Source organism: Microbacterium sp. Au-Mic1 (genome assembly GCF_021341785.1).
Classification (GTDB): domain Bacteria; phylum Actinomycetota; class Actinomycetes; order Actinomycetales; family Microbacteriaceae; genus Microbacterium.
The window spans coordinates 251,838-263,311 of the sequence record NZ_JAJTTF010000001.1; the positions used below are offsets into that span (position 1 = coordinate 251,838).

Consider the following 11,474-nt stretch of genomic DNA (forward strand, 5'->3'; position numbering starts at 1 on the left):
GTGCCAGGAGCGCGTTCAGTCCCGGAGTGAGGGGAGCAGGTCCACCACGGCGGTCCGCCGTTGCGGGCCGATCACGGGCTCGTCGCCCGCACCGTCGAACAGCGCTGCCGTGCGCTGCGCATCGAAGACCGGCCAGCCGGGATCCCCGTCGCGGATGAAGCGCACCCAGGCGTCGTGCATCGCAGTGGCGAGCGGCTGCGGGGGTGCAGCGCCGGCGATCTTGGCGCTCTCCGGGTCGTGCAGCCGGTCGAACACGAACGGGATCTCCAGGGCGTGCGCGGCGCGCAGGTCGCGCACCGGGCTCGGCCACGAGAACTCGTACAGGAACGTCGGCGCGGTGCGGGCGCGGGCGACCCTGGTGGCCGGCGCGCGCAGCAGCAGGTCTGTCGCAAGCTGGCCGAACACCTCTCCGGTGCTCGCGCCGGGGTGGTCGGCGCGCACCGCCCTGGCGGCCGCGGCGGGTATCCGGAGAGCGAGGCGGGCGAGCAGGAGCTTCGACGGCCGGATCGCGGCGAGCGCGTCCGGCGGGAACCAGAGGCGGTACTCGTCGGTGTTGGCGCCGATCAGCACGGGCACGTCCCCGTCGACGAGCGCCTCATGCGGCGACTGCGGCAGCGAATCGGGATCCTGAACGAGCTGGAAGCCCGGGGCACCGCCGAGCGGGGAGGACCCGGCGGACTGGGCGCGCCTCGCCTCGAGCAGGGCGTCCGGAGCGATGGATGCGAAACCCTCGCGCGTCGCCGCGACGCCGAGGCGTTTCGCGAGCTGGCGGGTCACTCTTCCTCCGCGTTGCGGGGTCTGAGCGTCGAGCGGACCCGACTGGACGATCCCGCCGCGCACCAGGGCCCTGGTGTCCGGCCGGGAGAGCAGCGCGGCGACGAGTGCGCCGCCCGCGGACTCGCCCATGAGCGTGATCCGGCTCGGATCGCCGCCGAACGCGGCGATCTCGTCCCGCACCCAGTGCAGGGCGGCGGCGACGTCCTGCAGACCCAGATTGCGCGGCGCATCCTCGAGCACCGAGAAGCCCTCCGATCCCAGGCGGTAGCCGACGCTGACGAACACCACGCCGTCCCGTGCGAAGGCCGTGCCGTCGTACATCGACAGCGCCGCCGTGCCGCGCTCCAGCGCGCCGCCGTGGATCCACAGCACGACGGGGGCCGCGCTCGCGTCGGCCGGGGCCCAGACGTTCGCCGTGAGGATGTCGTCGCCGTCGATGCGGACGCTGCCCAGGATCTCCGCGGTGGCGCCCGCATAGGGCAGCTGCGGCGCCGTCGGGCCGAACTCCCCGGCGTCGCGCGGTGCGGACCACGGCTCCGGCGGCTGCGGGGAGCGGAAACGGTGTCCGCCGAAGGGCGGTGCGGCATAGGGCACGCCGAGATAGCGGTCGATGCCGTCGCTGCGTCGGCCGATCAGCTCGCCGGAGGAGATCCTGGTACGCGCGTCCTGACTCATGGCCACATCCTAGGGAGTGTCGCATCCTCGGCCCGCTCCCGGCCCGGCAGGATAGGATTGGCACTCAGGTCGCACGAGTGCCAACGGTGAGGAGGAGCGATGGTCTCAGAACGCGGACTCCAGGTGCTCCGCGCCATCGTCGAGGACTACGTGGAGACGAACGAGCCGGTCGGCAGCAAGTCGATCGTGGAGCGGCACGCGTTCGGCGTGTCCGCGGCCACGATCCGCAACGACATGGCCCAGCTCGAGGATGAGGACCTCATCGCGGCGCCGCACACGTCATCGGGGCGGGTGCCGACCGACAAGGGCTACCGCGTCTTCGTCGATCACCTCGCTCAGGTGCGACCGCTCTCGGCGGCTCAGCGCAGCGCGATCACGGCCTTCCTCGCGGATCCCGCCGATCTCGACGATCTCATGGTGCGCACGGTGCGCGTGCTGACGCGCCTCACCGGACAGGTCGCGCTCGCGCAGTACCCGTCCTTCGCCCGTGCCCACGTCACGCACGTCGAGCTCGTGGCCCTCGGTCCCAGCCGGCTGCTGATCGTGCTGGTCACCGACGCCGGCGGGGTGTCGCAGCGCATCGTGCCGCTGCCGGTCGAGCTCGACGAGGCCGAGCTCGCCGTGCTCCGCGCAGTCATCACGGAGCTGCTGACCGGACGCTCCGTGCGGCGCGGCGCCGAGCGCGTGGAGGCGGCGGCGGACACGTCGTACGGCCCCCGCATCGATGCGGCCCGGGGCACTCTGCTGCGGGCCGTGGCCGAGGAGCTCGCGGAGTTCCGTCAGGAGCGGCTGGTGATGGCGGGAGCGGCGACCCTGGCCCGCCGCGAGCACGACTTCCGCGGCAGCATCCATCCGCTCCTCGAGGCCATCGAGGAGCAGGTCACGCTGCTGCGCCTGATGAGCGAGATGCACGTCGACGAGCACGGACTCGCGGCGAGCATCGGCACGGAGAACGCCGCGTTCGGCCTCGGCGAGGCCTCGATCGTGGCGAGCGATTACCTGACGCACGGCGGTACCGCACGCGTAGGCGTGATGGGGCCGACCCGCATGGACTATCCGAGCAACCTCGCGGCGGCGCGGGCCGTGGCCCGCTACCTGTCGCAGTTGCTCGAAGAGGATGAGACCGGCCGCTGATCGGCCGCACGAACACGCATGCCGCCGATGGCGGCCCGGAAAGGCGATGGTGACGGATCACTACGAGGTCCTCGGCGTCTCGCGCGATGCGAGCGAGGACGAGATCAAGAAGGCGTACCGGCGGCTCGCACGTCAGCTTCACCCCGACGTGAACCCCAGCGAGGACGCGGCGGAGCGCTTCAAGCTCGTCACGCACGCGTACGACGTGCTGAGCGACGCCGACTCGCGACGCCGCTACGACATGGGCGGCGACCAGAACGGCAACGGCGGCTTCGGAGGGTTCGGCGGATTCGGCGACATCTTCGAGACCTTCTTCGGCGGCGGAGGGGCGCGCGCGGCACGTCCTCGTTCGCGCCGGGAGCGCGGGCAGGACGCCCTGGTCCGTGTCACTCTCGAGCTCGGCGACGTCGTGTTCGGGGTGCACCGCGATATCGAGGTGGACACGGCGGTGCTCTGCGAGACCTGTCAGGGATCCTGCTGCCAGGAAGGCACCTCGCCGGTCACCTGCGACATCTGCGGCGGATCCGGCCACGTGCAGCAGCAGGTGCGCAGCCTCCTCGGCAACGTCATCACCACCGCGCCCTGTGGATCCTGCGAGGGCTTCGGCACGACGATCCCGTTCCCGTGCCAGACCTGCAACGGCCAGGGACGGGTGCGCTCGCGCCGCACGGTCGGGCTCGACATCCCTGCCGGCGTCGAGACGGGCCTGCGCCTGCAGCTGCCCGGATCCGGCGAGGTCGGCCGGGCGGGAGGACCGAACGGCGATCTGTACGTCGAGGTGACCGTCTCCCCGCACGCCCGCTTCAGCCGCGACGGCGATGACCTGCTCGCGACGCTCGAAGTGGCCATGAGCGACGCGATCCTCGGAGCGACGACGACCATCGAGTCGCTCGACGGGCCCGTCGACCTGGAGATCCGTCAGGGCCTGCAGTCGGGCGACGTGCTGACGATCAAGGGTCGCGGCGTGACGCCGTTGCGCGGAACCCAGCGCGGCGACCTGCGTGTGGGCGTCCAGGTGCTCACGCCGACCAAGCTCGACCACAAGGAGCGCCAGCTCATCGAGGACTTCGCCAAGCGCACCAAGGCGCCGGCGCCGAAGCTCGCCGAGTTCCATCAGGGGCTGTTCTCCAAGCTGCGCGACCGCTTCCGGGGCTGATCCGCGATGGCCCTGCACTTCGTGACGCCCGATGCGACGGCGGCCTCGGCGGGTTCCGTCGTCGCCCTCACCGGTGCGGAGGCCAAGCACGCCGCCGTGGTGCGCCGGGTGCGGCTGGGCGAGCCGATCACGCTCGGCGACGGGTCGGGCGTCTGGCTCGAGGGCGAGGTCGCCTCGGCGGCGCCCGCTCTCGTCGAGGTGCGCATCCTCTCGCGCCGGGAGGAACCGAGGCCTGATCCGCGGATCCTGCTCGCACAGGCACTCGCCAAGGGCGATCGCGACGAACTCGCGGTGCAGGCGGCGTGCGAGCTCGGTGTCGACGAGATCGTGCCGTGGCAGGCGACGCGCAGCGTCTCCCGGTGGGACGGCGCCAAGGCCGGGAAGGGCCGGGAGCGCTGGGCGAGCATCGTGCGCGAGGCCGCGAAGCAGGCGCACCGGGCCTGGATCCCGGAGGTCGCGGACGTCGAGACGACCGGAGACCTGGCCCGCCGCGCGGCGACGCAGCGCGTGCTGATCCTCGATCCGACCGCGCCCGCGGCGCTGTCCGCCCTGATCCCGGACGAGCGCGACATCGTGCTGGTCGTGGGCCCGGAGGGTGGGATCGCCCCCGAGGAGATCGAGCGACTCGTCGCTGCCGGGGCGGAGCGCGTGCTGCTGGGCAGCACGGTGCTGCGCACCTCGACCGCGGGTCCCGCCGCGATCGCCGTGCTGAACGTGGCGCGCGGGCGCTGGTAGCAGACGCCCGCCGGCACGGCGCGGATAGACTGACTCCATGAGCGAACCCTCGATCTTCACGCGCATCCTGAACGGGGAGATCCCCGGCGAGATCCTGCTGGAGACCGAGGACGTCTTCGCGATCCGCGACATCAACCCGCAGGCGCCGTTGCACGTGCTCGTGATCCCCAAGTCCGAGCAGTTCCGCGACGTCACCGAGCTCGCCGCGGGCGACCCGGGGCTCATGGCGAAGATGGTGGCCGCGGCGAAGGAGATCGCCGACGAGCACGCGAACGGCGAGTACCGCCTGATCTTCAACAACGGCGCGAGCGTCGCTCAATCCGTCTTCCACGTGCACGCCCATGTGCTCGGCAATCTCGAGGAGAACAAGCTCGTTGGCTTCTGACGACACGGCCGAGGGCATGGCGCCCTCCCAGACCGTGACCTCCGCCCGCATCGAGGTGGACGGGGTCGCGATGGTGCAGCTGCTCGGGCCCCAGGATCGGCTGCTGCGCATGCTCGAGAAGGAGCACCCTGCGGTCGACGTGCTGGTGCGCGGCAACGAGGTCACCCTCACCGGTGAGCCCGCCGCCGTGCGCTCGGCCCAGAAGCTCGTGGACGAGCTCATCGAGCTGACCCGCTCCGGGCACGCCCTCGCCCCCAGCGACGTCGCCCAGTCCGCGCGCATGCTGGAGCGCGAGGGGGTCCGCCCGAGCGAGGTCCTCGGGGAGGCGATCCTGTCCACGCGCGGTCGGGTGATCCGGCCGAAGACACTCGGTCAGAAGGAGTACGTCGACGCGATCGACGAGAACACGATCGTCTTCGGCATCGGCCCCGCCGGAACGGGCAAGACCTACCTCGCGATGGCCAAGGCGGTGCAGGCCCTGCAGCGCAAGGAGGTCGAGCGGATCATCCTCACCCGCCCCGCCGTCGAGGCGGGGGAGCGGCTCGGGTTCCTTCCCGGCACGCTCACCGACAAGATCGATCCGTATCTGCGCCCGCTCTACGACGCGCTGAACGAGATGATGGATCCCGAGATCGTCCCCAAGCTCATGGCGAGCGGCACGATCGAGGTCGCCCCGCTCGCGTACATGCGCGGCCGGACGCTGAACGACTCGTTCGTGGTGCTCGACGAGGCGCAGAACACCACGCCGGAGCAGATGAAGATGTTCCTCACCCGGCTCGGGTTCGGCACGCGCATGGTCGTCACGGGCGACATCACCCAGATCGATCTGCCGCAGGGGGCGTCCGGTCTCCGCGTGGTGACCCGGGTGCTGAAGGACATCGACGACATCCACTTCTCCCGGCTCACGAGCGACGACGTCGTGCGCCACTCGCTGGTCGGGCGCATCGTCGATGCGTACACCGAGTACGACGAGCAGCGCACGGCGGCCCGCACCGAGCGCGAGCAGGCGGCGGAGTTCGCCAACCGCGCGGGGCAGCAGCGCCCCGGACCCCGAGACCGCATGCCGAAACGAGGCCTGAAATGATCGAGATCAACAACGAGTCGGCCATCGCGATCGACGAGACGGTGCTCCTGCGCCTCACCGAGCGCAACCTCGGCCAGCTCAACGTGAGCGCCGATGCCGACGTCGCGATCGTCCTCGTCGACGAGGGCGCCATGGAGGCGCTGCACGTCCAGTGGATGGACGAGCCCGGTCCCACGGACGTGCTGAGCTTCCCGATGGACGAGCTTCGTCCCGGCACGATGGACCGCCCGACGCCGCCCGGGCTGCTCGGCGACATCGTGCTGTGCCCGCAGGTCGCAGAGGCCCAGGCCGCCACGGCCAAGCACACGCTCATGGACGAGTTGATCCTGCTCACGACGCACGGGCTGCTGCACCTCCTGGGCTTCGATCACGCCGAGCCCGAGGACGAGAAGGAGATGTTCGGCCTGCAGCGCGAGCTCATCGCCGGCTTCGCCGCCGACGAGCGCTCCCACGGTCGATGACTCCATTCCTGCTGCTCGCCGGCGCGATCCTGCTCGTCGCCTTCGGCGGGCTCATGGCCGCGATCGATGCGGCCCTGTCCGTGACCTCTCGGGCCGACCTGGAGGAGATGGGATCCGAGGGGCGCAACGCGCCGGCCCTCGCCAGGATCGCCGCGGATCCGGAACCCCACGCGAACGCGGTCGCCTTCATGCGCGTGTTCGTCGAGACGGCGGCGGCAGTGCTCGTCACCGTCGCCCTGGTGCTGCTGTTCGACGACCAGATCTGGTGGGCGATGCTCGCCGCCGCGGTGATCATGACCGGTATCACCTTCGTCCTCGTCGGAGCGAGCCCTCGCTCCTTCGGCCGGCAGCACGCGGACGCGATGCTGCGGGCGTGCGCTCCCACCATCCGGGCGGTCCGTGTCATCCTCGGCCCGATCGCGCAGGGACTCGCCGTCTTCGGCAGCCGGGTCACGCCGGGCGCCGGGCGGAGCACGTTCGCGACCGAGACCCAGCTGCTGAGCATGGTCGACGAGGCGGCCTCGCACGATCTCATCGAGGCGGATGATCGCGAGCTGATCCACTCCGTGTTCGACTTCACCGACCAGTTCGTGCGGGCCGTCATGGTGCCCCGCACCGACATGGTCACCGTCGACGCGACGGCGACGACGTCCGAGGCGATGGACCTCTTCCTGAGTCGGGGCGTCTCGCGGATCCCAGTCGTCGACGACGAGGCGGACGATGTCGTCGGGGTGCTCTATCTCAAGGATCTGGTGCAGTTCGCCTACCGTGACGATCGCAGCTGGCGGGCCGCCTCGGTGCGCAGGCTCGCCCGCCCCGCGGTGTTCGTGCCGGAATCGATGCGTGCGGAGACCCTGCTGCAGCAGATGAAGCGCGAGGCCGTCCACGTCTGCATCGTCATCGACGAGCACGGCGGGATCGCCGGGCTCGTCACGATGGAGGACCTGATCGAGGAGCTCGTCGGCGAGATCTCCGACGAGTACGACCGACCCGGTTCGGAGGTCGTGGAGCTCGAACCGGGGCACTACCGGGTGAGCGGTCGGATGAGCCTCGAGGATGTCGGCGAGCTGTTCGGCGTCGAGCTCGAGGACGACGATGTCGACTCCATCGGCGGGCTCCTGGGCAAGGAGCTCGGCCGCATCCCGACGCCCGGCGCGACGGCCGTCGTACGCGGGCTTCTCCTCACCGGCGGCGCCTCGCGGGGTCGCGGCCGCGGCATCGAACACGTCTTCGTGGAGCGGGCCGAGGAGCCGCTCGCGGGGGATCAGAACGGATCCGAGCGATCCAGCAAGGAGAACCACGATGAGCGATGAGCGCGACACCGAGACCCCGACCCCGCACCGCAGCGGGTTCGTGACGTTCGTGGGTCGGCCGAACGTCGGCAAGTCCACACTCACCAACGCGCTGGTCGGCGAGAAGATCGCGATCACCAGCGAGAAGCCGCAGACGACGCGGCGCGCCATCCGCGGCATCGTGAACCGCCCGGACGGGCAGCTCGTGATCGTGGACACCCCGGGGATCCACCGTCCCCGCACCCTGCTGGGCGAGCGCCTCAACGACCTCGTCGGGCAGGTGCTCGGCGACGTCGACGTGATCGGCTTCTGCGTGCCGGCGACGGAGAAGGTCGGCCCGGGCGACAAGCGCATCGCCGCGTCTCTGGACGGCTACCCGAGGGCGAAGAAGATCGCGATCGTGACCAAGGTCGACATCGCCGAGCGCGACGAGATCACCGAGCGGCTCATGGAGGTCGACTCGCTGCGCGAGGATTGGGCAGCGGTGATCCCGCTCTCCGCACTCACGCGGGTGCAACTGGACGTGCTCGCCGACGAGGTGCTCTCCCTCATGCCGGAGGGGCCGTCGCTGTACGAGGACGACATCGTCACGGACGAGTCCACTGAGGACCGCATCGCCGAGATGATCCGCGAAGCGGCGCTCGAGGGCGTCCGCGACGAGCTGCCGCACTCGATCGCGGTCGTCGTCGACGACATCTCGCCGCGCGAGGACTCCGACCTGACCGACGTGCACGCCTCGATCGTCGTCGAGCGCGACAGCCAGAAGGCGATCATCATCGGACGCAAGGGCGCCCGACTCCGCGAGGTCGGCGCCACCGCTCGCGCAGGAATCGAGGAGCTGCTCGGCACCCGGGTGTTCCTCGGCCTTCACGTCAAGGTGGCCAAGGAATGGCAGCGCGACCCGAAGCAGCTCGGGCGGCTGGGGTTCTGACGTGGGCGTCGCCGCGCAGCAGTGGATCGCTGCGGAGTGGGGCGGCCCGCAGGGCTGGAGGCTCGAAGATACCACCGCACCGGATCCGCGACAGGGCGAGGTGACGATCCGCGTGCGCGCGGCAGGGATGAACCCCGCCGATCGCAAGCACGTGGCCGCGCCGAGGCCGGGTGTCGAGCTTCCGGTGCCGATCGGCTACGAGGTCTCCGGCGAGATCCTCGCGATCGGACCCGGCACCCGGATCGGATCCGGTGAGGCGCTGGTCGGCGACGAGGTCGTGGCCTTCCGAGTGCAGGGCGGCTATGCGACCGCCCTCACGATCCCCGCGGACAAGGCGTTCCACAAGCCCGAACCGCTGTCGCACGCCGAGGCGGCGAACCTGCTTCTCGCCGGCACCACGGCGGCGGAGATGCTCGAGCGCGTGCACGCGCAGGCGGGGGAGACGATCCTGCTGCACGGCGCCTCCGGCGCGGTCGGCGTCATGGTGCTGCAACTGGCCGCACTGCTCGGCATCCGCGTCATCGGCACCACGAGTTCGGCCGGCGCCGAGCGCGTGCGCCGGTTCGGCGGCATCCCCCTGGCCTACGGTGAGGGTCTTCTGGGCCGGGTCCGCGCGACGGGCCCCGCCGTGGACGCGGCGCTGGACGCGGTCGGCACGGACGAGGCCGTCGACGTCTCCCTCGCGCTCGTCGAGGACCGCTCGCGGATCGTCACGATCGCTGCTCCCGGTCGTGCCGCAGAGCACGGCTTCGTGGCCATCGCGGGCTCCCAGCCCTCCAGCGCGGTCTTCCGCGACGGGATCCGCGCGGAACTCGTCCGACTCGCCGACGAGGGACGGCTGACGGTCCCGCTCGCGCGCACCTATCCGCTCGTCGAGGCCCTCGAAGCCACGCGATTCCTCGCGGAGGGGCACCCCGGCGGCAAGCTCGCGCTGATCCCCTAGGCGTCCACGGGGGGCGTCGAGCGGGCGCGGCCTCAGGCCGAGCGAGACGAGACGCGGTGCTCTCGCACGCGGCGTCTCACCACCCGCCGGATGACCCGCCTCCGCCGCCCCCGCCGGAGAATCCGCCGCCGAAGGAGCCGCTGGAACTCGACGACGTGCTCGGCGTGGGCGTGGGGCTGAGTGAGCTGTTCATCCCGCTGAGCGAACCCGCGAAGCTCGCGCCCGTGTACCCGTAGTACCAGCCGGGAGTGACGCCGTCGTGCTCGTACTGCACGGCCAGCACCTGTCCCCATTCGCGTTCCATGCCGAACAGCATCGCGAAGGGGAGGAGGCGCTCGTACAGCACGATGACGTCCGCGGTGCCGTCCGCGCGGCGTTCGGCACCGCGGTAGGACTGCAGCATGCGGATCCGGTCCGCCTCCGCCAGTCGGATGTACTCGCGCACGCCGAGCAGGTATTCGCGCGTCTCGGCTCCCTGCGGCGTGAGCACGGCGCGGCGGGGCAGTGACACGAGGAGTGCGACGACCGCGACCGCCGATGCGACGATCGCGACGACGAAGGTCGCGATGGCAGCAGGGCGTCCTACCGCCATGCCGGGCACGGCCAGCGCGACCGCGCCCAGGCCGGCGGCGAGCCCGACGGCGCTCAGCGCCACCGCCGTCGTCGAGCGCTGCTTGGTGAGCAGGCCGCGCTCGAACGCGGCGACGTGCGCGGATCCGGACAGGGCCTTGAGCCGGGTGACCAGCGGATCGTTCGGCACCTCGAGATGCAGCGTCGTGCCGACGGGGTCGCCGGGGAACAGCGCGTGCAGTGCCTCCGCGTCCAGGGCATCGGGAGCGATCGACGGGTCGAGCAGCTCCAGCACGGGCTTGCTCTCGCCGTCGGAGATGCGGATCGCCTTGTGGACGGCGAGGTGCACCATCTCCGCGGAGCCCGCGACAGGCCTGCGTCCCTCGATCTGGGCGGCGAGGACCGGCGGAAGCGCCTCGGGCACGTCGTACTGGGCGACCACGATGCCGCGGCCGCTGCGGCGCCCGCTCCGGCGCAGCAGCCCGATGCCGAGGATCGGGCCGCCGATCGCCAGAAGCGCGGCGAGGGCGGCAACGGGGTACGGCGCCACATCGGTCATCGGATCCGGCTGCCGGGCGGGGGCCTGTGCGAAGGAGTCCGCCTTCATCGGGAACGCGACCGTGACGCCGGATCCGGCGGGGACGTCGTCCTGGGACACGGTGAACCCGTGGATCGCGGGCGCGGGGGAGAGGGTGCACGGCGTCGTGGAGCCGGCGGGTCCGGCGTAGCAGGAGGGATCGCCGATCCTGGCCGATTCGACCTCCGGGGCGAAGGACAGTTCGGCCGAGAAGTGCGTGATCGGCTGCGTGGAGTTCAACGGGAGCAGGTTCCAGTACCATTCGTCGATCGCCCGGTCCGTAGGGCGGTGCACGACGTCGCGCATCGTGTAGCGGATCACGTACGTGGTGCGTCCGTGCGCGAACGCGTCCGGGTCACCGATCTTCAGCTGACGCTCGCCGTCGTCCGTCTCGCTGTCGTCGTACGGCACAGCCTTGCCGGCGCCGTCGGTGATCGAGACGACATGCAGCCCGAGCGGCGCGCCCTCGTACCAGGTGGGCAGTCCGCGGATGATCCCGTGGTTCTGGTCGAAGTCCGGGAAATCGGCGACCAGCGTCTCGGTTACCGCCAGCATCGCGCGGCCGTCGGCATCACGGCTGAGCAGATACTGCGCGTCCCAGGACGCATAGGAGAAGTCGTTCGTGTCGGCGTGCGCGGCGGGTGCCGCCAGCAGCGGGGCCAGCACGAAGGCGAGGGCGCCGAGCACGGCGAGCAGCCGGGCACGCAGTCGAGCCGTCATGCCAGCCAGACTATCCGTCGCGCCCTTCGCTCCC

Annotated in this window: 11 protein-coding genes; 9 read left to right on the forward strand and 2 right to left on the reverse strand. The window is 71.2% G+C overall.

The genetic code is table 11. From position 1 onward, the window contains the following. Positions 1-15 precede the first annotated feature (15 nt). A complete protein-coding gene (locus LXM50_RS01190) occupies positions 16-1,452 on the reverse strand; it encodes a carboxylesterase/lipase family protein (RefSeq protein WP_233309281.1) in 1,437 nt (478 codons plus the stop codon). Positions 1,453-1,551: 99 nt separating this feature from the next. Between LXM50_RS01190 and hrcA the strand changes: the two genes are divergently transcribed. Genes hrcA through LXM50_RS01235 form a run of 9 tightly spaced genes read left to right on the forward strand, consistent with a single transcriptional unit; the run spans position 1,552 to position 9,573 of the window. After that, positions 1,552-2,586: a heat-inducible transcriptional repressor HrcA gene (hrcA, locus tag LXM50_RS01195; RefSeq protein WP_233309282.1), complete on the forward strand. Its 1,035-nt coding sequence runs from the start codon at positions 1,552-1,554 to the stop codon at positions 2,584-2,586. A gap of 49 nt (positions 2,587-2,635) precedes the next feature. Then, positions 2,636-3,742, forward strand: a complete 1,107-nt coding sequence (dnaJ, locus tag LXM50_RS01200; protein WP_233309283.1) for a molecular chaperone DnaJ — start codon at positions 2,636-2,638, stop codon at positions 3,740-3,742. A gap of 6 nt (positions 3,743-3,748) precedes the next feature. Then, complete coding sequence (locus LXM50_RS01205; RefSeq protein WP_233309284.1) at positions 3,749-4,477, forward strand: 16S rRNA (uracil(1498)-N(3))-methyltransferase; 729 nt, start codon at positions 3,749-3,751, stop codon at positions 4,475-4,477. Between the two features lie 37 nt (positions 4,478-4,514). Beyond that, a complete protein-coding gene (locus LXM50_RS01210) occupies positions 4,515-4,862 on the forward strand; it encodes an HIT domain-containing protein (protein WP_233309285.1) in 348 nt (115 codons plus the stop codon). 16 nt (positions 4,863-4,878) lie between these two features. Further along, positions 4,879-5,946 carry a PhoH family protein gene (locus LXM50_RS01215; RefSeq protein WP_233309538.1) on the forward strand — a complete coding sequence of 356 codons (1,068 nt, stop codon included), beginning with the start codon at positions 4,879-4,881 and terminating at the stop codon, positions 5,944-5,946. After that, complete coding sequence (gene ybeY, locus LXM50_RS01220) at positions 5,943-6,407, forward strand: rRNA maturation RNase YbeY (protein ID WP_233309286.1); 465 nt, start codon at positions 5,943-5,945, stop codon at positions 6,405-6,407. The genes LXM50_RS01215 and ybeY overlap by 4 nt, the downstream gene beginning before the upstream one ends. Further along, a complete protein-coding gene (locus LXM50_RS01225) occupies positions 6,404-7,720 on the forward strand; it encodes a hemolysin family protein (RefSeq protein ID WP_233309287.1) in 1,317 nt (438 codons plus the stop codon). Before ybeY ends, LXM50_RS01225 begins: the two co-directional genes overlap by 4 nt. Further along, entirely contained in the window at positions 7,710-8,630 is a 921-nt protein-coding gene (gene era, locus LXM50_RS01230; protein WP_105689606.1) for a GTPase Era, read from the forward strand. The genes LXM50_RS01225 and era overlap by 11 nt, the downstream gene beginning before the upstream one ends. A gap of 1 nt (position 8,631) precedes the next feature. Beyond that, positions 8,632-9,573, forward strand: coding sequence for an NADP-dependent oxidoreductase (locus LXM50_RS01235; RefSeq protein WP_233309288.1), 942 nt, complete (start codon positions 8,632-8,634; stop codon positions 9,571-9,573). A 76-nt stretch (positions 9,574-9,649) separates the two neighbouring features. Here the strand turns inward: LXM50_RS01235 and LXM50_RS01240 are convergent, their stop codons facing one another. Continuing rightward, complete coding sequence (locus LXM50_RS01240; protein WP_233309289.1) at positions 9,650-11,440, reverse strand: DUF2207 domain-containing protein; 1,791 nt, start codon at positions 11,438-11,440, stop codon at positions 9,650-9,652. Positions 11,441-11,474 lie beyond the last annotated feature (34 nt).

Coding starts and splice junctions, on each gene's coding strand:
- LXM50_RS01225 (WP_233309287.1), top strand. CDS start 6,404: ATGACTCCATTCCTGCTGCTCGCCGGCGCGATCCTGCTCGTCGCCTTC.
- hrcA (WP_233309282.1), top strand. CDS start 1,552: ATGGTCTCAGAACGCGGACTCCAGGTGCTCCGCGCCATCGTCGAGGAC.
- era (WP_105689606.1), top strand. CDS start 7,710: ATGAGCGATGAGCGCGACACCGAGACCCCGACCCCGCACCGCAGCGGG.
- LXM50_RS01240 (WP_233309289.1), bottom strand. CDS start 11,440: ATGACGGCTCGACTGCGTGCCCGGCTGCTCGCCGTGCTCGGCGCCCTC.
- ybeY (WP_233309286.1), top strand. CDS start 5,943: ATGATCGAGATCAACAACGAGTCGGCCATCGCGATCGACGAGACGGTG.
- LXM50_RS01205 (WP_233309284.1), top strand. CDS start 3,749: ATGGCCCTGCACTTCGTGACGCCCGATGCGACGGCGGCCTCGGCGGGT.
- LXM50_RS01190 (WP_233309281.1), bottom strand. CDS start 1,452: ATGAGTCAGGACGCGCGTACCAGGATCTCCTCCGGCGAGCTGATCGGC.
- LXM50_RS01210 (WP_233309285.1), top strand. CDS start 4,515: ATGAGCGAACCCTCGATCTTCACGCGCATCCTGAACGGGGAGATCCCC.
- LXM50_RS01215 (WP_233309538.1), top strand. CDS start 4,879: ATGGCGCCCTCCCAGACCGTGACCTCCGCCCGCATCGAGGTGGACGGG.